We start from the raw sequence: 18,758 nt of genomic DNA, 5'->3' as shown, positions 1-18,758 counted from the left end.
ACGGGAACCTAAAACGGTGATTTGTGTCACCGGATCACAGCCGCCGGGCGATTCGCTCCGCCGTCGTCGGCCCGACGCCGTCCACGTCCTGGAGCGCCGCCTCGCCGGCCTCACGCACCGCGTCGACCGAGCCGAACCGGCGGAGCAGCCGCTTCCGGGTCTCCGGGCCGACCCCCTCGACCTCGTCGAGCGCCGTCGACACCTCGTCGCGGACGCTCTGGTGGTACTGGACCGCGAAGCGGTGGGCCTCGTCGCGGACGCGCTGGAGCAGGTGGAGGTGGGCCGCGTCGTCGTCGAACCGCTCGACGTTGTCAGGCGACGCCTGACTGGCAGCCGAGCTTCGCTCGGCGACGCCGTCGGGCGTGACCACGAGCTCTTCGGCTTTCGCCAGCGCGATGCAGGGTACCTCCCAGCCGGTCTCGGCCAGCGCGTCCTGCGCGGCGGCCAACTGCCCCTCGCCGCCGTCGATCAGCAGGAGGTCCGGATCGGGCCGGTCGTCCCGCCCCTCGACGGCGCGTTCGGCCCGCCAGCGTACCAGATCGCGCATGTTGGCGTAGTCGTCGTTGCGGTCGGTCAGCTTCTTCCGGCGGTAGTCGGCCTTCTCGGCGCTGCCGCCGACGAAACACACGTCGCTGCCGACGACGGCTTTCCCCTGTGCGTGACTCACGTCGAAGCCCTCGATCCGCTCGGGCCGGGGGATGTCGAGCGCCTGGCCGAGCGCCCCCACGGGGTCGTCGGCGGCGCCGACACCGCTGCGGGCGTTCTTCAGCGCCAGTTCGACGAGCTTCCCCTCCCGGCCCGCGCCGGGCACGGACACCTCGACGCCCGCGTTCGCCAGCCAGTCGAGCACGTCGGCGTCGTCCGGGCGCTCGGAGAGCAGGATCGCGTCGGGGAGGTCACGCTCGGCGTAGTACTGGGTCAGAAACGCCGAGAGCAGGCTCGCCACGCGGTCCTCGCCGTCGGGCGCGTCGAGACGGTGGCGGGAGCGATCGACCAACTGGCCGGCGTCGGCGTGGAGCCGCGCGACGGTGGCGTCGCCGCCCTCGACGACCGCCGCGAGCACGTCGACCTCGCGCCGGCTGCCGGGCGCGGAGACGGCCTCGCCGCCCTCGCCGTGGAACGCCTCGACCGCTTCGAGCCGGTCGCGGGCGTTGGCCGCGCGCTCGAACGCCTCCTCCTGGGCGGCGCTCTCCATCTCCCGGTTGAGCGGGTCGGCGAGCACGCCCGTCTCCCCTCGAAGAATCGAATCGCGCTCGCCACGTCCTCGGCGTAGCCCGCGGCGTCGATGCCGTCGACGCAGGGCGCCGAGCACAGCCCCATCTCGTGGTCGAGACAGGGCCGGTCCCGGTTCCGGAACTTGTGGTCCGAACAGCCGCGCAGGCCGTACGTCTCCCGGATCGCTTTCACGACCGTCTCGACCTCGCCTTTCCGGGTGTAGGGGCCGAACACGGTCGCGGCATCGTCGGGGTCGCGGGTGATCTCGATCCGGGGGAACTCGTGGTCGGTGAGTTGGACCAGCGGGTAGGACTTGTCGTCCTTCAGCCGGACGTTGTACCGGGGCTGGTGGCGCTTGATCAGGTTCGCCTCCAGCAGGAGCGCCTGGGTCTCGGTGTCCGTGACGGCGGTGTCGATGGCGTCCGCCCGGGCGACCATCTTCCGGATGCGGTCGGTGCGCGGATCCGCGTAGGAGCGCACGCGATCGCGAATGTCGACGGCCTTCCCGACGTACAGCACGGTGTCGGCGTCGCCGCTGCGGTCGAGGAACTGGTAGACGCCCGGCTCCCGAGGGAGGTCGCCGGCACGCTCGCGTACCTCGCTCGCGTCCATCTACCCGAGGTAGCACGTCGCCGCGTTTGAGCGTGACGCCCGCGGCGCCGCGACGCCGTGAACGACCGCCGGCTACAAACCGACCGCAGCGTAACGACCCCCATGACCCGCGTCTGGCTCGTCGACCGCGACGTCGACAGCCGCAACCTCGTGACGATGACCTACGCCACCCCGGACGGCGAGCGCGCGTTCACTCGCCAAGCGGCGCTGGACAGCCTCGCCCGCCGGGACGGGCCGACAGCCGCCCTCGACGTGGCCGACGACCGGCTGACCGCCGTCGACGACCGCGAGACCGTCGCACGCTACGCCGCCGAGGCCGAACGCGTCGCCGAGAGCCACGACCCCGACGACGAACTCTGACTCGTCACTGGCCGATCCGGTGCCGGGGTGTCGATCCCGCGGCCGAAACCCTTTATCCGAAACCGCGGCAAGCCGGCCTATGGCCGCCATCGAACTCGACGGGGTTACCAAACGGTTCGGCGACGTGACCGCCGTCGAGGAGCTCGACCTGACGGTACCGGAGGGCGAGGTGTTCGGCTTCCTCGGCCCCAACGGCGCCGGGAAGTCGACGACGATCAACGTCCTGCTCGACTTCGTCCGCCCCAGCGCGGGGCGGGTCGAAGTGCTCGGGATGGACCCACAGGCCGACAGTGTCGCCGTCCGTGAACGGACCGGCGTGCTCCCGGAGGGGTTCTCGACGTACGACCGCCTGACCGGCCGCGAGCATCTCGAGTTCGCCATCGAGTCGAAGGACGCCGACGCCGATCCCGACGCCGTCCTCGACCGCGTCGGCCTCGCCGGCGACGGCGACCGGAAGGCCGGCGGCTACTCGAAGGGGATGGCCCAGCGGCTCGCGCTCGGGATGGCGCTCGTCGGCGACCCGGACCTGTTGATCCTCGACGAACCCTCCTCGGGGCTGGACCCCGCGGGGGCAAAGGAGATGCGCGACATCGTGCGCGAGGAGGCCGACCGCGGCGCGACCGTCTTCTTCTCCAGCCACGTGCTGGGGCAGGTCGAGGCGGTCTGTGACAGCGTGGGGATCCTCCGCGACGGGGAGCTGGTCGCGCGTGACTCGATCGAGGGGCTCCGCGAGACGGTCGGCACCGGGGCGACACTCGAGATCACGGCCGAGGGCGTCACGGACGACGACCTCGGTGCGGTGCGCGAACTCGACGGCGTCGACGCCGCCTCGACCGATGGCGCCACGGTCACGGTCCAGTGTGACTCCGAGGCCAAGACGGCCGTCATCGGCGCGCTCGAGGACGCGGGCGTCGCCGTCGAGGACTTCTCCACCCGGGAGTCCTCGCTGGAGGACCTGTTCCTCGCGTACACCGAGGGTTCGGCGCCGGACGAGGCGCCCGACGACGCTACGGAGGTGGACGCATGAGCTGGGAGGCCGTCGCCCGGAAGGACTTCCGCGATGCGGTGCGCTCCCGCTGGCTCTGGGTGCTCTCGGCGCTGTCGATCCTCGTGTTCGCCGGCGCCGCCGTCGGGCGGCTCTACGTCGGCGGCGGCAACCAGCAGGAGGCGGCCGCCCTGCTCCGTGGGTTCCTCTTCTACCTGAAGCAGGGGACGGCGATCATCATCCCGCTGACGGCGCTGGTGGTGACCTACGCGGCGATCACCCGCGAGCGGGAGTCGGGGACGATCAAGCTACTGCTCTCGCTGCCCCACTCCCGGGACGACGTGGTGCTCGGGAAGTTCCTCGGACGCAGTGCCGTCGTCACGCTTCCGGTGCTGATCGGCTTCGTCGTCGCGCTGCTGGCGCTGCTGCCGGCGGCGTCGGGGCTGGACATCTTCGTCTACGTCCAGTTCGCGCTGCTGACGGCGCTGCTCGGCGTCGTGTTCGTCGGCATCGGCGTCGGCGTCTCGGCGGCCGCGAACACGAACCAGCAGGCGCTGGTCGGCGCCGGCGGGCTGTTCGCGGTGTTCTGGTTCCTCTGGAACTTCTTCGTCACCGGCGTCAACCGCGCGGCGACGGACCTGTTCGGGCTGTCGACGCCCGACCAGTTCCGGCTCCGGCTGGCGCTCAAGATCCTCAACCCGATTCAGGCGTACAAGACGCTCGTGGACAGCCTGTTCATGAGCGACCTGGAGGCCCGCATCCGTATGTTCAGCATGCTGTTCGGCATGATCCCGAACCAGCAGGCCGCACAGGCACTCGGCCCGGAGCTCTCGCCGGCGTTCGGCGACGCCGTCGTGCTGGCGGCGATGCTGCTCTGGCTGGTGCTCCCGCTGGCGGTGGGGATCGTCTGGTTCCGGGAGGCGGAGCTGTAGGCTCGAACGACCGGCCTACTCCCCCGTAGTCGCCCGTCGGCCGCCTCGCGTAAGGCGATCGTACGCGCGCCGTGGGGGCACCCCTACTCGAACCGGCCCGATCCTACATTTCGTTGCTCCTACATAACTAATTCCGCGGCCTCGCATGCATAGCCCGCCGAGTATCGGCGACACCATGACCGACACCAACGACCCACAGACGACGGCGACAGGCGAATCGAGTGCGTCCAGACGCGGCTTCCTCACGCGATCCGCGCTGGCTGGCGGCGCGTTGCTGGCGCTCGGCGGCGGCGCCGGCGTGGCGCTCGCGGACGAACACGCCCCGACCGAGGCCCCGGAAGCGGCGTTCGACGACGTGGACGGCACCGACGTGGACGTGCTGAACTACGCGCTCTCGCTCGAACACCTCGAGCGATCGCTGTACGCGGCCGGGCTGGAGGCGTTCGACGAGGAGGCCTTCCTCGAGGCCGACGCCCTGTCGGCGTACGACGAAGGCACCCGAGAGGCGGTGTACGGCTACGTCGGGACGATGGCCGAACACGAGACACAGCACGTCTCCGCCCTCGGGCAGGCCGTCGAACTGCTCGGCGGCGAGCCCGCGGCGCCCGCGGAGTACAACTTCGAGTTCGAGACGGTCGGCGAGTTCCTCTCGCTGGCGGCGGTGATCGAGAACACCGGCGTCGCCGCCTACGCCGGCGCCGCCCCGTTCGTCGAGAGCCCGGACCTGCTGAGCGTGGCCCTGTCGATCCACAGCGTCGAGGCGCGACACGCGGCCGTGCTGAACTCGATGACGGGTTCCTCGCCGTTCCCGGACGCGTTCGACGCCGCCAGCTCGCAGTCCGAGGTGATGGACGCCGTGAGCCAGTTCGTCGTCGAGGAAGAGACCGAAACCGACGACGGCGAACCGGAGACGGAGCCGCCGGCGGACGGTAACGAGACGGCGACGCCGGCAGAGGGCAACGAAACAGCGACCCCGGCGGACGGTAACGAGACGGCGACGCCAGCGAACGACAACGAGACTGAGACACCGATGGGTAACGAGACGATGACCACAAGCGGCAACGAGACGGCGACGCCGGACGGCGGATAGCGCCGGCGAGCTACTGCCGCTCGATCTCGTGGCGGCCGAACCCGTAGCGCAGGCGGTTCGCGAGTCGCCGGGCGAACCGCCCGTCTTCGGGCGCTCGTGAGCCGAACCGCTCGGCGAGCGCCTGGTAGATCAGCGGCACCGGCACTTCCTGCTCCAGCGCCTCCTGTACCGTCCACGTCCCCGTCGAGCCGCCGGCCACGTGGTCGGCCACGTCGCCGAGGTCGTTCCCTTCCTCGCGGAACGCCTCCTCACAGAGTTCGAGCAGCCACGAGCGGATGACGGCGCCGTTGTTCCACGTGTTGGCGACCGACTCCAGGTCCAGGTCGTACCGGCCGTTCGCGAGCAGTTCGAACCCCTCGCCGTACGCCTGCATCAGCGCGTACTCGACGCCGTTGTGGACCATCTTCACGTAGTGGCCCGACCCGGCCGCGCCCATCCGGTCGTGGCCCGCGTTGCCGGTGGCGACGGCGTCGAAGACGGGGACCATCGCCTCGTAGGCCCACTCGGGGCCGCCGATCATCAGCGAGAAGCCGAGGTGGGCGCCGGCGGGGCCGCCGGAGGTGCCACAGTCGAGGTAGGCGGCGTCGGTCGACTCCGCGCGGCGGACCGACGCTTCGAAGTGGGAGTTGCCGCCGTCGACGACCACGTCGTCCGCGCCGAGGTGGGGTTCGAGGTCGTCGAGCGTGGCGTCGACGGGGTCGCCCGCCGGCACCATCAGCCAGATGCGCTTCTCCGTCCCGAGTCGGTCACAGAGGTCGTCGACGCTGTCCGCCGGGGTCGCGCCCGCCTCCGCGGCCTCGGCGGTCGCCTCCGCGCTCAGGTCGAACGCGACCACGTCGTGGCCCGCGTCGAGGCACCGGTCGACGACGATCTGTCCCATCCGGCCGAGTCCGATGACGCCCAGTTGCATGCCCGTCAGTGTGAGCGAAGTACGGGTAGCCGTTGCGGTTCCGTGGCCGGGGGTGGCTACTCGCCGTACCGGACCGCGCCCCAGAGATCCGGATGTGGCGCCAGCGCGTCCGCGGCGTCGACGCGGTCGAGGGCGGTTTCCGCGGCCGCCGCGGCGTCGTCGAGCACGGTCTCGATCGGCGGCGCCTCGGGGGCGACCACCTCGCCGTCGCGCAGTCGGACCGCGCCGTCGGCCATCACGAACGACACGTCGCCCCCGTCGGCGTAGTGGACGACTCGCGGCACCGCCTGCTCCGCGTCGAGGTGCGGGCCGAGCTTCGCGGCGCGCCGGTCGATCGCGATCACGTCCGCGCGCGTGCCGGGCGCGAGCGAGCCCACCTCGTCGGCCAGCCCGAGCGCCGCGGCGGCGTCGACGGTCATCGACTCCAGCACGCGCCCGGCCGGGAGCAGGCTCGTGTCGCCGTGGTGCGCGCGCTGGAGCTGTGCCGCGATGCGGCCCTGTGAGAGCAGGTCGAACGACCGATCGGGCGCGCTGCCGTCCGTGGAGACGGCGACGGTGACCCCTGCTCCATCGCCTCGACGACGGGGAAGCGGTCCCACGCGTAGGCGTGCGTGAGCGGGCCGTGTGAGGCGGCGACGCCGTTCTCGGCCATGAGCGTCACCTCCTCGCTGCTGATCCCCGCGCAGTGGGCGAGCGAGAGGCGATCGGTCAGGATCTCCGGCTCGGCGTCGGCGGCTGCGGCCACTTCTCCCTCGTAGGCGTGGGCGTGGATCGGCAGGTCCTTCGCCGTCGCGAGGTCGCGCACCGCGCGGAGCTGCTCGACGCTCGCCGCGGTCGCCGCCCCGTTCTCGTCCGTCTCGGGCACGAGCGAGGACGGGGCGACCGTGACCGAGAGCCGGCCGTTCTCGGCGCCGTCGAGCTCGTCGACGACGGCCTCGGTCGTCGCCATCGCGCGATCGAGGTCGATCGTCGTCTCCGTTCCGGTGTCCGGATCCGTCGCGTGGACCGGGAGGCCGTCCGGCGGCCCGACGGCGACGACGTGGCGCAGGCCGAACTCGCGGTAGCCCGTCGCCGCCGCAGTTGCGAACTTCGGGTCGTCGACGCGGGGCATCGAGCCGACGTACGACAGCGAGGTCGTCACGCCGGCACGGAGCCGTTCGAGCGCGGCGAGCCGGCTCTCGGCCCGCCAGAACTCGGCGTCCGACCCCTCGAAGTAGATCTCCTTCACGAGGTCGAGCCAGTCGTCGCCGGCGCCGTCGACGAGGTTCTTCGTGAGGCTGTGGCCGGCGTGGCCGTGGCTGTCGACCAGCCCCGGGAGCAGGACGTGGTCGGCCAGATCGATGCGCTCGGCGTCGGGGTGGTCGGCGAGCACCTGTTCGCGCGGGCCGACGGCGACGATGGTGTCGCCATCGACGGCGACGGCGCCGGGATCGAGCACGCGCCGGTCGGCGTCGACGGGCACGACGGTGCCCCCGACGAGGACGGTTTGAGCCATGGACGGCGTTCGCGCGGTCGACTCCTCAATCTTCCCCCGCCGCGACTGGGTGGTGGGTAGTCCCGGACGGGGTGTTCTCGGCGGCCATCCCGCGGGTATTTTGCCGGGCCACACCCACGCCTCGGACATGGATGACCGTATCCGCGAACACGCGAGGACGCTCGTCGACTGGAGCGCCCGGATCGAGGCGGGCGACGACGTAGTGCTCTCCGTCTCGGAGGGCGCCCACGACCTCGCCGTCGCGGTCGCTGAGGAGTTGGGGAAGCGCGACGCCAACGTGGTGACGCTGTACGACGCCGACGAGGTCGACCGCGCGCACACGCTGGCCCACAGCGGCGAGTTCGACGAGAGCCCGGAGTTCGAGCGCGCGCTGTACGAGCACGCCGACGCGATGCTCCGCCTGGGTGGCGGGCGCAACACGACCGCGAGCGCCGACGTTCCGGCGGGGAAGCGTCGGCGAAAAAGCGATCACGGGAGGGGATCCGCGAGGCGCGGATGGACACCGACTGGGTGTCGACGGTCCACCCGACGCGCGCGCTGGCTCAGCAGGCGGGTATGAGCTACGAGGCGTACCAGGAGTTCGTCTACGACGCCGTCCTGCGCGACTGGGAGACGCTCGCCGACGAGATGGCCCGGATGAAGGAACTGCTCGACGAGGGGAGCGAGGTCCGCATCGTGAAGGCGGACACCAACCTCACGATGTCCATCGAGGACCGGACGGCGGTCAACTCCGCCGCCAGCGTCGTCTACGACTCCCACAACCTCCCCTCCGGCGAGGTGTTCACCGCCCCCACGCGACCGAGGGCGAGGTGTTCTTCGACGTGCCGATGACGATCAACAGCCAGCGCGTGCGGAACGTCCACCTCACCTTCGAGGACGGCGCTGTCGTCGACTTCTCCGCCGAGCAGAACGAGGACGCGATCGCGGAGGTGCTCGACACCGACGCCGGCGCGAAGCGACTGGGCGAGCTCGGTATCGGGATGAACCGCGGCATCGACCAGTTCACCGACAGCATCCTGTTCGACGAGAAGATGGGCGACACGGTCCACCTCGCGCTCGGCCGCGCCTACGAGTCGAACTTCCCCGACGGTCACGAGGACGAGGCCAACGACTCCGCGGTCCACGTCGACATGATCACGGACATGAGCGAGGACTCGCGGATGGAGATCGACGGCGAGGTCGTGCAGCGCAACGGGACGTTCCGGTGGGAAGACGGGTTCGAGGAGTAGCGATAGATCGTCGTTTCGGGATTACTCCGTCTCGTGGACGTGCCCGCATTCGGGACACTTGACCTCCTCACCGCGCACCTGGGCGGAGGCCTCCCGCACTTCGCGCATCACCCGCGAGATCTCGTCTTCGGCGTCGAGTTCCTCCTCGACGGAGAGGTCGACGCCCTCGACTTCCAGCAGGAACTTCGCGATCTCGGTCACCTCGTACATCGTGTCGTCGAGCTCCTCGGCGGTGTAAAAGCCCGACATCGCGCCGTAGAGAAACGTTGCGCCGGCTTTCGTGACCTTCTCCTCGAAGGAGGCGCGCGCCTGGTTCACGGCCTGCGGGCTGTACGTGTCGGTCATGAACGGCACCAACCGCGGGAGGTTCTCGCCGATCTTGGTCATCTCGACGCCCGTCTCGGTCCGGAAGTCCGCACAGAGGCGGGCGATCGCCCACTCGCGGGCGGTGATGTAGGTTCGCTCGCGGAGGAACTCGTTGACGCGGTCGTAGTCCGCGCGGTCCATCTTGGTGAAGCGCTCGTACGCCTGCACGTCCTCGGGGACGTCGTCGACGGCGCTGGATTCGGGACGATCGCCCCCCTGATCGGCGGTGCCAGCGCCGTTTTCGGCGGCGTCGGCGTCGTCGGTCGGCGCCTCGCCGTCCGCGGCCTCGTGGTCGGTCTCCGCCCCCGTCGGCGTCGGATCGTCGCTCATGCACCCACCTGACACACCCACGGACATAGGGTTGTTCACCGGCGCCGGCCCGCGGGGTTTATCAGCCGAGCGGTCGTGCGGCCGCTCATGAAGGTGCTGCTGGGGATCGGCGGAAGCGACGACTCCATACGGGCGCTGGAACAGGTGGTCGCCCGGACGGCCGAGGTGGGCGACGACCTCACCGTCGCGATCGTCGAGAACCCGCGGTCGCCCCGCTCGCGCGAGGAGATCGCCGAGCGGACACGCGAGGAGCTCGACGCCGCCGGCGTCGACGCGGAGATCCGACAGGTCGAGGGCGACCCGGGGAGCGAACTGGTCGACATGGCCGAGCGCGAGGGGTTCGACGAGATCGCGCTGGGCGGCGGACAGACCAGCCCGATGGGGAAGATAAACGTGGGCAGTATCGCGGAGTTCGTCCTGTTGAACGCCCACACGAGCGTCAAGCTAGTCCGGTGAACATGACCGGACCAGAGCGCTACCCCGACGACCACACCGACGGCTTCCCGTCGCCGCCTCGGACCGTCGAGGACGCCGAGGGCCGGACGATCGAGCTCCGGGTGTACGACGGGAGCGACGCGGAGCGGGAGGCGCTCCAAGCGATGTACGAGGCGTTCGACCCTGCCGATCGGGCACAGGGGATCCCGCCGAGTCGCCCCTCGAAGCTCCGTGGCTGGCTCGATCGCATCCTCGACGAGGACTGCTTCAACGTGTTCGCCTGGGACGGCGACGACGTGGTCGGCCACGTGACGCTCGTGCCCGAAAACGGCACGGAGTCGCCGTACGAACTCGCGATCTTCGTGCTGCAGTCACACCAGGGCGCCGGCATCGGGACGGCGCTGATCGAGACGGCGCTCGGCTACGGCGCCGAGCAGGGGATCACGCAGGTCTGGCTGACTGTCGAGCGCTGGAACCGGGCGGCCGTGGGGCTGTACGAGAAGATCGGGTTCGAGACGACCGACGCCGAGAGCTTCGAGTTGGAGATGGCGATCCGGCTCGACGATCAGACCGAGAGCACGGGCTGACTGGCGTAGCAGAGCACGTACTCCGCCGTTTTCTCGAGCACTGCCGCCCGCGTACCGGTCTGTGGCTCCCGGGGGAGGACGATGAAGTCCGCGCCGCGCTCCTCGGCGGTGTCGAGGACGACGCTGCCGGGGTGTTGGGAGAGGCGACTCTTCGAGAACCCCGAGACCGTGCTGGTGTCGATCTCGACGCCGCGCTCGGCGGCGATCTCCTCGGCGGTGTCGGCGTACCCCTCGTCCTCGTAGTTCTCCGCGACGTCCTCACCGAGCACGTAGGCGACGTGCACCGCGGCGTCGTAGGCGTCGGCGACGGCCACGGCGTACTCGACGGCGCGAGTGGATTCCTCACTCCCGTCGACGGCGACGAGCACGAGGTCGTACGGATCCATGGGTGAGAGTCAGGGCGCCGATGCAAAACCGTTTCCGTCGGAAGCGAGGTGGGAAAACACCGCGACCGACGGGAGCGGTGGTAAACCACCTCGGAAGCGAACGGGGAACGGAGTGAGCCGTGAGCCAACAGGGGCGAGTGGAAAACACCGCGACCGACGGGAGCGGTGGCAAACCACCTCGGAAGCGAACGGGGAACGGAGTGAGCCGTGAGCCAACAGGGGCGTCGACGCCCGCTCAGAGCGATCGGGCCACGTCCTCCGCGAAGTAGGTGAGGATCAGGTCCGCGCCGGCGCGCTTGATCGACAGCAGCGACTCGTGAGCGACCGCCTCGAGGTCGAGCCAGCCCTTCTCGGCGGCGGCGTGCAGCATCGCGTACTCCCCGGAGACGTTGTACGCCGCGACGGGGTGGTCGTGCTCCCTGCGCACGTCCGCGACCACGTCGAGGTACGGGAGCGCGGGCTTGACCATCAGCACGTCCGCCCCCTCCTCCACGTCCAGTTCGACCTCCCGGCGGGCTTCTCGGGCGTTGGCGGGGTCCATCTGGTAGTGCCGGCGGTCGCCGAAGGCGGGGGCGCCGTCGGCGGCGTCCCGGAACGGGCCGTAGAACGCCGACTCGTACTTGGCGGCGTAGGACATGATCGGCAGGTTCCGGAAGCCGGCCTCGTCCAGTCCGTCACGGATGGCGCCGACCATGCCGTCGAGGCTGGCCGAGGGCGCGACCATGTCCGCGCCGGCCTCGGCGTGGGAGACCGCAATCTCCGCGAGCAACTCGACGCTCTCGTCGTTCTCGACGGTGAGGTGGGGGTCCTCGTCGGCGCCGGGTTCGACGATACCGCAGTGGCCGTGTTCGGTGTACTCACAGAGACACACGTCGGTGATCACGTAGGCGTCGGTCTCCTCGGTGATCTGCCGGACTGCGCGCTGGACGACGCCGTTCTCAGCGTAGGCGCGGGTGCCGCGGCCGTCCTTGAACTCCGGGACACCGAACAGTATCACCGCCTCGACGCCCGTCGCGAGCACTTCCTCGACGCGGGCGACGGCGTCGTCGACGGGGACGCGCTCGTGGCCGGGCATCGTCTCGATCGGGACGCGCTCGTCGGTCGTCGCGTCGACGAACACGGGGGCGATCAGATCCGACGCCGAGAGGTTGGTCTCGGCGACGAGCGAGCGGACGCCGTCGGCCCGCAGGCGGCGGGGCCGCCGGGCGTCGTCGCGGCCGGGACGGGGGGTGTGGTTCATGCCGGCACCAGAGCCTCCGCGGCCAAAACCGCGTCGCTCCGCCCGGCCGCTACCCGCGTTCTTAACCGATTGGGGCGCATATTTTGGTGTATGAAGTGCCACTACTGCGAGGACGACGCCGTCTACGCCGCAGAGACGGACGGCGTCAAAGTCGGCCTCTGTGAGCAGCACTTCCAGGAGCGCGTCGAGGAGTTAGCCGACGACGAGCGACTGCAAGCGCTGCGCGAGCGGACCGAGATCGACCGCACGGAGTAAGCTACCAGAGCAGGTCGACGCCGAAGACGTACAACCCAGCGAGTGCCGACTCGAACACCAGCGTCCCGAGTGCCGACAGCGCGACGAACCGTTTCGGGTCCATCTTCGCCAGCCCCGCCGGCACCGTCAGCATCCCCCGAGTGAACAGCATCGCGTTGCTACCGGCGACGGCGGGGGCGCCCCAGCGGTCGAACCAGCCGTCGAACCGGGTGAGTGCGTCCTCGCTCACGCGGAACCACCGCTTCTGCAGCAGGTACTCCCGGCCGGCGCGTTCGGCGACGAAAAATAGCGCGAGCTGGCCGACAGTCGCACCGAGGACGGCGACGCCCAGCACCGGCAGGAGCGTCTCGAGGCTGTGTCCCAACAGCGCGAGCGACCCCGGTACGATGAGTTCGCTGGGGACGAAGTACATCAGCATCGCGCCCTCGAGCACGAACACGCCGAAGAGCACCACCAGCGCCCAGTCGGAGTGCAACAGCGACTGGAGCCACGCCGGCATCTCGGCGACGATCCCCTCGTTCACGCCCCGGCGCTACCGGAGTCGCGGATAAATCAGTTTCTCTCCCTGCCGGGACCTGGCTTCAGCGACCGCACAGTCAGGCGAGTTCGACCGCTTCGGGGAGGCGTTGGCGCACGCGCTCCCACGCCGCCTGCGGGAGGCCGTCGACGGCCAGTTCGGTCTCGTGAGCGTCCGTGCCGCCGGTTGCCAGCAGGTCGTACTCGACGATGGCGGCCTCGACCGGTCGCGGGTCGAGCGCGCCGGCGTCGGTCGGCGAGACCGGCCGGTCGTAGGGGTAGTAGCGCTCGACGGCGTCGAGGTCGGCGGCCAGTTCCAGCGCGGCTGCGGGGTCGTCGTACCGAAGCGGGTGTGCGAGCCCGACGAACGCACAGGCGTCCTCGAGCAGCTCCCGGCCCGTCTCGAAGTCGGGAACGGTCCGGGCGACGAAACACGGCCGGCCCTCGCCGATCAGGTCGTCGAAGACGGCGCTGACGGTGTCGTAGTCGGCGTTGCTCTCCACCACCGCGCGGGCGATGTGTGGCCGGCCGAGCCCGGCGCGGGGTTCGATCCCGAGATCGACGCCGAGTCGGCCTTCGACTCGCTCGACGATCCGGCGCCCGCGGTCGATGCGGTCCTGTTGGAGGCGCTCGACCTCCGCGGTCAGCGCGTCGGTGGGTTCGAGGCCGTAGCCCAGCAGGTCGACGCGTTCCGTCGGCGTCTCGACGCGGAGTTCGATCCCTCGCACGACGAGCAGCCCCCGCGGCGCTCGACGGGGACCGAGAGCTCGGGGTGGTAGCGGTCGTGGTCGGTGACGGCGACGGCGTCGAGCCCTTCCTTCCGGGCGGTCTCGACCAGCGCGTCCAGCGAGAACGTCCCGTCGGAGACGGTGGTGTGTGTGTGGAGGTCCGCGACGACGGTCATTGCCGGAACGTGCCGGCGCCGGGAGAAACCGCTTGCGATGCCGACTCAGCCGTCGATCCACTCGACCGCGTCGCCCAGTTTCAGCGGGAGCCCGCCTTTCCGGTAGGCCTCGACGTGGCCGGAGGGGCGGAGGCGGAACACGACCGCCGGCCGGTGGCGCACTTCCGGGCGCTCGCCGGCGATGGCCAGCCAGTCGTCGTCGGGGAACGAGGAGCAGTCGACGAACAGCGTCACGCCGCCGCCGTGCTCCTCGAGCTGGCCCGAGGATTTCGTCTCCGCCGTCTCCCGGATCGCGGTGATCGGCGAGCCCGCCGAGCGGTGTTTCGGCGGCAGGGGCCGGGTCACTTCGACCAGCGACGCCTCCTCGTCGCCGTCGCCGGTGGCGCGATAGTCGATGGAGTGGCCCGTCGTCACCGCCGCCTCGGGGTCACGTCGTAGCCCGCCTCGAGGAGGAGGTAGGCGGCGTTGAACTCGCCCATCGTCGCCGACATCCGGGTGAGGTCCAGCGTCTCGGAGGTGCCGAGCTTCCCCGCCATCGTCTCGCGGTAAGGGTCGAGCGCGCCCGTCGAGAGCAGCTCCTCGTAGAACGAGAGCACGTCGTCCCGGTCGGCGTCGGGGAAGCCGGCGGCGTGGTCCCGGAAGAACTCCCGGGTGGTGTGCCGGCCGTCCTTCGAGAGGAAGACCGGGAGGAAGAACCACGAGACGTGGGGGTACGCCTCGAGCCACGGCGACTCCTCGATCAGCTGGGCGAGCAGCTCCCGTTCGGCCCAACGCCGGATCGGGTAGGCGACTTCGTCGAACCCGTGTTTGTTGGTACGCCAGAGCGCCGAGGGCGTCTCGGTGTTGCCCAGCCAGTAGCCGGCCTCGTCGTCCCAACAGAACAGCGCCACGTCGCCGTTGTCCATCTCGAACCGGACGGCGTCGAACCCGGCCGGTGACTGATACCACGGATCGCGCATCGCAGCCCCGATGTTGGCCTGCAGCGGCTGCAAGAGTTCGTTACGAACGCGCGCCTCGGACCACGAACCGGGGGCGTATCGGAACCGAAGCGGCTTTGCCACACGTTCTCTCGGCGGGCCGGGGGTTTACAGTTTTCGAGCGACGCTGGGGTCCATCCGGGTAACTAGCAAGCCCGTAGCGTCTGGTACCTACGTGGACTGGGGCTGAAACTAACCGATACGTATATGCAAGGCAACCACAAAGTGACTAGTTACCATGTCATTCGGTGCCTATGACGAAGGTGAACACGAACGCCGCGAACAACTGACCTCCCAGGCGGATGCCGAGTTCGCGGAGGCCCCAGAGACGTTCAGTGGGACCGTCAGCTACGACTCCGGGGACTCGACGGAGGCACTACTCGATCAGTTCGAAGAGATCAAACAGGACTGATCCGCGATCGCTCTCCTCCGGCAGCCCCACCCGCCCAGCTGCGGTGCCGTCGTTCACGGCGGCGACCCTCGCCGGAGCGCCTAACCGACTCGCGCCCGAAGCGTCGTCGATGGCCACTCAGCGCTGTGACGGCTGCAACCGACGGACCCGGATCGGCGGGGGCATCGGCGACTTCTGGACGTTCGAGGGGGGTCGACGGAGGGGATGGATCTCGAACTCGCCGACGGCTCGGAGTTCTTCCTCTGTTTCGACTGTATCGAACGACTGCCCGACGATCGCGACGCGACGCCCGAGGACGTCGCCGCGCTCGCGACTCGGGCTGAGGAGTGAGTGGGGAACGGGGGATACGGGAACCGGGGAAGTGGGGACCCGGGAGAAACCGAAACGACGCCTTACTCGGGCTTCAGGCCGCCGTCCTGGACACGCATGACCGCCTCGCCGTCGGCGAGGTTGGGCGCGTCGACCAGCCGGACGATCCGCTTGTCACCCTTCGACTTGCGGAGGTAGATGCGGAACGTGGACTTGTGGCCCAGAATGTTCCCGCCGATGGGCTGGGTCGGGTCGCCGAAGTAGGAGTCGGGGTTGGAGGCGACCTGGTTCGTGACGAGGACGGCGACGTTGTGGAGGTTGCCGACCTTGTCGAGCTCGTGGAGATGTTTGTTGAGCTTCTGCTGGCGCTCGGCGAGTTCGCCACGACCCACGTACTCCGCGCGGAAGTGGGCGGTCAACGAGTCGACACAGAGCAGGCGGACCGGCCAGTCGGCCTCCTCGTGCTCTTTTGCGAGTTCAAGGGCCTTCTCGGCCAGCAGCATCTGGTGGTTGGCGTTGAACGCCTTCGCGACGTGGATGTTGTCGAGGAACGACTCGAGCAGCTGTTCCATCGCCTCCTCGTCGCCTGGCTCACCCTCGATCTCGCGGCGCTCGAGTTCTTCGGCGATGATCTCGTCGTCGAGGCCCCGGATCATGTCGTCGATCCGCTCGGGCCGGAACGTGTCCTCGGTGTCGATGAAGATCGCGCCGCCGTCGAGGCCGCCGTTCTCCTTCGAGAGCTGGACGTTGACGGACATCTGGTGGGTGACCTGGGACTTCCCGGTCCCGAACTCGCCGTACACCTCGGTGATGGACTGGGTCTCCATCCCGCCACCGAGCAGGTCGTCTACCTCGTCCATCTGCCAGGAGAGCTTCCCGATACGCTCGCGGCGTTCGAGCACGGTCGCGCCCGTCTCGAAGCCGCCGACGTCGGCGGCCTCCCGGGCGGCGTTGATCACGTCGGCCGCCGTGGAGTCGCCCACGTCCGCGGAGTTGGACAGCTCGCCGGGGCTCGCGACGGCGATACTCTGGAAGCTGTCGAACCCAGCGTCCGTGAGCTTGTCTGCGGTTGCGGGACCGACGCCGGGGAGACTTTCGAGGTCGTCTTCTGCCATACACCTGGGTTGTGCGTCCCCCGGGATAAACCCTCGTTAACAGTAGAGTGAAAGTGAAATAGCCGCCCAGTAGGCGCCGAGTACGCGACTCCGTGAGAAGGTTAAAACCGGATGACGCGGCGTCGACGGGACGACGCCGATTGGGCTGTCGAGATCGTTGCGGGGGCGACAGGCTCAGTGACGACGCCAGAGCAGGTAGGCCCCGCCAACCGCCAGTATTGCGCCCCCGAGGCGGTCGCCGGCGGGGTGGACCGCGAGGGCGACACCGGCCAGAAGCAACAGGCCGGCGAGGTAGTCGGGCAGTTCGAACCGCGGGCTCGGATCGCTCGCGGGCGTGAACGCGCGGTCGAGTCGCTCCCGACTGACGTGTCGGAGTTCACCGGTCGCCTCGCGGTTCCCGGTTCCGTCCGTGAGTCGGAGCAGCGTCACCTCGGCGGCTTTGTCGGACTGCGCACCCTCGGCGGCTGCGGCTCGCCCGTCGACCCCACCGATGCCGACGACGCGGAAGACGGTGCCGGTGGCCTCCCCCTCAGTCTGCTGGTAGTGATCGTACATTGTGGGACTGTTGGGCATCGTCACGTCCAGGGGTGGCCACCGGGCGAGTCGGGCCAGAGTGGGTACCAGTGGGACTCGTCGTCCTCGATGTCGAGTTCCCCGTCCAGCACCGAGCGGAGTTTGAACTCCGCTTTGGTGTTGCGGTCGTGGTCGCCGCTCGGGCAGAATGGGTAGTAGGCGCCACGGCGGAACGAGTAGATCCAGTAGGCCCGCTCGGTGCTGGCACGGGTGGCGCTCGCGCCGCACTCGCCCCGCTTGCCGCCAGCTTCGGCGGCCTCGGCGTCGGCGTTCTCGAAGCCGAAGACGGCAGCTAGCAGGCGGGAGCCGAACCCCTGTTCTACGAACTCGTCGGCGGCGAAGTGAACGCTGGTCACGAGGTCCTCCGGATCGTCGTCGGCGAGGATCACCCAGTGGTAGCCGTGGTCGTCCTCGTGGCGGCGGAACTCGGTGCCAGTCTCCGCCTCGCCGGCCCGGAGGATCGTCTCGACCTCGTCGACGGCGTCGGCGAAGGCGGTGCTGTCGACCCGGGAGAAACAGAGCGCTGCCGCGCCGGCCGACCGGTAGCCGAGTTCGGCCTCCATCGTGACGTAGGCGGTGCTCATGCCGAACAGCGCCTCGGGATCGGCCGCGCTGGAGGCGTCCGCCTCCGCGCGCACGCCGAGTGCGGACTTCAGCGAGTCGAGAATGCCCATAGCGACCGTTGGTCCCCCGGCGTTTAGTTTGCTCGTCACCCACGGTCAGCTAGCTTCTCGCAGCGCCCCACGGGCACTGCCGCCCGCGCGCCGTGATCGGTCACCCGCCGGTCTCGGACTGGGCGACCTGCTGCTCGCCGTCCACGCCGTCGTGGGTGACCGTCGTCGTCCCAGGGAGCCCGCCGTCGAACTCGACGGTGACGGTGTAGCCGCGGTTGACGAGCTGTTGGGTGCACGCCTCGTCCTCGTCGGACTCGTCCCGGGTCGCCACGCGCACCGCGAGTTCGTCCGCGTCGGCATCGTAGGTGGCCGACACCAGCGACGCGACCATACAGCCGTTCTTGCCGACGATACAGCCGTCGACGGTGACGGTGGCTCCGGCGGCGGCGATCGTGGCGCTCCCAGGCTCCTCACAGTCCTGCCGCGGTTCGAGCGACCGGGCGGTGATCGTCGGCGACGCTGGCGTCGCCGTCGGCGTCTCGCTTGCCGCGGGACCGTCGTCGGGCGTCTCCGGGTTCGACCCAACACAGCCGGCGATCATCGTGAGCGCCCCGGCGGCGCCCGTGAGGAACGTTCTGCGCTCCATAGCGCTACAGACGGGGGCTGGTTGCATAAGGTCGCCGTATGGACAAAACGTGCTTTGTTCCTTTTCCCCACGCCGTTCGGGAACCGGAACCGACTTATGCAGGTCGGGCGTTTGTGGAAATGAGTCCGGATAGGGTAGTGGACTATCCTCTTGGCTTGCGGAGCCAGGGACCGGAGTTCAAATCTCCGTCCGGACGTTCTTCACAGCGCCACCCGACGAGCGTAGCGAGTCGGCGGCGCTGTGTAGACGGCTGTCGCGGAGATTT

At 69.6% G+C, this 18,758-nt stretch carries 19 protein-coding genes, 1 tRNA gene and 5 pseudogenes; 11 read left to right on the top strand and 14 right to left on the bottom strand.

Annotated features, from left to right (window positions below; translation table 11 throughout):
- Nucleotides 1–34: 34 nt before the first annotated feature.
- Nucleotides 35–1,827, bottom strand: a pseudogene (locus SY89_RS13270) (excinuclease ABC subunit C).
- 102 nt (nucleotides 1,828–1,929) lie between these two features.
- On the opposite strand from SY89_RS13270, the gene SY89_RS13265 reads away from it, so the two are divergent.
- The 4 genes from SY89_RS13265 to SY89_RS13250 all read left to right on the top strand — a co-directional run bounded on the left by SY89_RS13265 (nucleotide 1,930) and on the right by SY89_RS13250 (nucleotide 5,194).
- On the top strand, nucleotides 1,930–2,187 hold the full coding sequence (locus SY89_RS13265) for a hypothetical protein (protein ID WP_054584578.1): 258 nt from the start codon (nucleotides 1,930–1,932) through the stop codon (nucleotides 2,185–2,187).
- A gap of 79 nt (nucleotides 2,188–2,266) precedes the next feature.
- Complete coding sequence (locus SY89_RS13260) at nucleotides 2,267–3,214, top strand: ABC transporter ATP-binding protein (protein WP_054584577.1); 948 nt, start codon at nucleotides 2,267–2,269, stop codon at nucleotides 3,212–3,214.
- Nucleotides 3,211–4,104 (top strand): ABC transporter permease, encoded by an 894-nt coding sequence (locus SY89_RS13255; RefSeq protein ID WP_054584576.1) that lies wholly within the window; start codon nucleotides 3,211–3,213, stop codon nucleotides 4,102–4,104. The genes SY89_RS13260 and SY89_RS13255 overlap by 4 nt, the downstream gene beginning before the upstream one ends.
- 175 nt (nucleotides 4,105–4,279) lie before the next feature.
- Nucleotides 4,280–5,194, top strand: coding sequence for a ferritin-like domain-containing protein (locus tag SY89_RS13250; protein ID WP_054584732.1), 915 nt, complete (start codon nucleotides 4,280–4,282; stop codon nucleotides 5,192–5,194).
- Between the two features lie 10 nt (nucleotides 5,195–5,204).
- On the opposite strand, the gene gnd is transcribed toward SY89_RS13250, so the two are convergent.
- Genes gnd through SY89_RS13235 form a run of 3 tightly spaced genes read right to left on the bottom strand, consistent with a single transcriptional unit; the run spans nucleotide 5,205 to nucleotide 7,599 of the window.
- Nucleotides 5,205–6,188, bottom strand: a complete 984-nt coding sequence (gene gnd / locus SY89_RS13245; protein ID WP_275575419.1) for a phosphogluconate dehydrogenase (NAD(+)-dependent, decarboxylating) — start codon at nucleotides 6,186–6,188, stop codon at nucleotides 5,205–5,207.
- On the bottom strand, nucleotides 6,161–6,613 hold the full coding sequence (locus SY89_RS19125) for an amidohydrolase family protein (RefSeq protein WP_275575418.1): 453 nt from the start codon (nucleotides 6,611–6,613) through the stop codon (nucleotides 6,161–6,163). Before SY89_RS19125 ends, gnd begins: the two co-directional genes overlap by 28 nt.
- Nucleotides 6,520–7,599 (bottom strand): amidohydrolase family protein, encoded by a 1,080-nt coding sequence (locus tag SY89_RS13235; protein WP_054584573.1) that lies wholly within the window; start codon nucleotides 7,597–7,599, stop codon nucleotides 6,520–6,522. Before SY89_RS13235 ends, SY89_RS19125 begins: the two co-directional genes overlap by 94 nt.
- A 127-nt stretch (nucleotides 7,600–7,726) precedes the next feature.
- Here SY89_RS13235 and SY89_RS13230 point away from each other — a divergent pair.
- Nucleotides 7,727–8,828, top strand: a pseudogene (locus SY89_RS13230) (aminopeptidase).
- 21 nt (nucleotides 8,829–8,849) lie between these two features.
- On the opposite strand, the gene SY89_RS13225 reads toward SY89_RS13230, so the two are convergent.
- Nucleotides 8,850–9,524, bottom strand: coding sequence for a DUF5806 family protein (locus SY89_RS13225; protein WP_054584572.1), 675 nt, complete (start codon nucleotides 9,522–9,524; stop codon nucleotides 8,850–8,852).
- 87 nt (nucleotides 9,525–9,611) lie between these two features.
- Between SY89_RS13225 and SY89_RS13220 the strand changes: the two genes are divergently transcribed.
- Nucleotides 9,612–9,980 (top strand): universal stress protein, encoded by a 369-nt coding sequence (locus tag SY89_RS13220; RefSeq protein WP_054584571.1) that lies wholly within the window; start codon nucleotides 9,612–9,614, stop codon nucleotides 9,978–9,980.
- Nucleotides 9,981–9,982: 2 nt separating this feature from the next.
- The gene (locus SY89_RS13215; protein ID WP_054584731.1) at nucleotides 9,983–10,546 is read left to right on the top strand and encodes a GNAT family N-acetyltransferase; all 564 of its coding nucleotides are present in this window, start codon (nucleotides 9,983–9,985) and stop codon (nucleotides 10,544–10,546) included.
- Here SY89_RS13215 and SY89_RS13210 read toward each other — a convergent pair.
- Complete coding sequence (locus SY89_RS13210) at nucleotides 10,525–10,932, bottom strand: universal stress protein (protein WP_054584570.1); 408 nt, start codon at nucleotides 10,930–10,932, stop codon at nucleotides 10,525–10,527. The genes SY89_RS13215 and SY89_RS13210 overlap by 22 nt on opposite strands.
- A gap of 235 nt (nucleotides 10,933–11,167) precedes the next feature.
- Nucleotides 11,168–12,172 carry a porphobilinogen synthase gene (gene hemB, locus SY89_RS13205; RefSeq protein WP_054584569.1) on the bottom strand — a complete coding sequence of 335 codons (1,005 nt, stop codon included), beginning with the start codon at nucleotides 12,170–12,172 and terminating at the stop codon, nucleotides 11,168–11,170.
- Nucleotides 12,173–12,262: 90 nt separating this feature from the next.
- Between hemB and SY89_RS17390 the strand changes: the two genes are divergently transcribed.
- Entirely contained in the window at nucleotides 12,263–12,427 is a 165-nt protein-coding gene (locus tag SY89_RS17390; RefSeq protein ID WP_189319171.1) for a DUF6757 family protein, read from the top strand.
- A 1-nt stretch (nucleotide 12,428) separates the two neighbouring features.
- Here SY89_RS17390 and SY89_RS13200 read toward each other — a convergent pair whose 3' ends face one another.
- The 3 genes and pseudogenes from SY89_RS13200 to SY89_RS13190 all read right to left on the bottom strand — a co-directional run bounded on the left by SY89_RS13200 (nucleotide 12,429) and on the right by SY89_RS13190 (nucleotide 14,908).
- A complete protein-coding gene (locus SY89_RS13200) occupies nucleotides 12,429–12,926 on the bottom strand; it encodes a DedA family protein (RefSeq protein WP_054584730.1) in 498 nt (165 codons plus the stop codon).
- Between the two features lie 97 nt (nucleotides 12,927–13,023).
- A pseudogene (locus SY89_RS13195) lies at nucleotides 13,024–13,847 on the bottom strand (PHP domain-containing protein).
- A 45-nt stretch (nucleotides 13,848–13,892) separates the two neighbouring features.
- A pseudogene (locus tag SY89_RS13190) lies at nucleotides 13,893–14,908 on the bottom strand (DUF5784 family protein).
- A 154-nt stretch (nucleotides 14,909–15,062) separates the two neighbouring features.
- Between SY89_RS13190 and SY89_RS17385 the strand changes: the two are divergent.
- Nucleotides 15,063–15,236 (top strand): DUF5786 family protein, encoded by a 174-nt coding sequence (locus SY89_RS17385; protein ID WP_189319170.1) that lies wholly within the window; start codon nucleotides 15,063–15,065, stop codon nucleotides 15,234–15,236.
- A 109-nt stretch (nucleotides 15,237–15,345) separates the two neighbouring features.
- Nucleotides 15,346–15,566, top strand: a pseudogene (locus SY89_RS13185) (DUF7561 family protein).
- A 62-nt stretch (nucleotides 15,567–15,628) separates the two neighbouring features.
- Here the strand turns inward: SY89_RS13185 and radA are convergent.
- The 4 genes from radA to SY89_RS13165 form a co-directional block, all read right to left on the bottom strand.
- Nucleotides 15,629–16,660, bottom strand: a complete 1,032-nt coding sequence (gene radA / locus SY89_RS13180; RefSeq protein WP_054584568.1) for a DNA repair and recombination protein RadA — start codon at nucleotides 16,658–16,660, stop codon at nucleotides 15,629–15,631.
- 174 nt (nucleotides 16,661–16,834) lie between these two features.
- The gene (locus SY89_RS13175; protein WP_144427224.1) at nucleotides 16,835–17,233 is read right to left on the bottom strand and encodes a hypothetical protein; all 399 of its coding nucleotides are present in this window, start codon (nucleotides 17,231–17,233) and stop codon (nucleotides 16,835–16,837) included.
- Between the two features lie 2 nt (nucleotides 17,234–17,235).
- Entirely contained in the window at nucleotides 17,236–17,907 is a 672-nt protein-coding gene (gene pspAB, locus SY89_RS13170; protein WP_054584566.1) for a PspA-associated protein PspAB, read from the bottom strand.
- A gap of 100 nt (nucleotides 17,908–18,007) precedes the next feature.
- Complete coding sequence (locus SY89_RS13165) at nucleotides 18,008–18,493, bottom strand: hypothetical protein (RefSeq protein ID WP_054584565.1); 486 nt, start codon at nucleotides 18,491–18,493, stop codon at nucleotides 18,008–18,010.
- A gap of 123 nt (nucleotides 18,494–18,616) precedes the next feature.
- On the opposite strand from SY89_RS13165, the gene SY89_RS13160 reads away from it, so the two are divergent.
- Nucleotides 18,617–18,689: transfer RNA gene (locus SY89_RS13160), tRNA-Arg, on the top strand.
- Nucleotides 18,690–18,758 lie beyond the last annotated feature (69 nt).

Origin of the sequence: Halolamina pelagica (genome assembly GCF_001307315.1) — an archaeon.
GTDB classification, from domain to species: Archaea; Halobacteriota; Halobacteria; order Halobacteriales; family Haloferacaceae; genus Halolamina; species Halolamina pelagica_B.
This window is presented reverse-complemented; position numbering and strand designations above follow the sequence as displayed.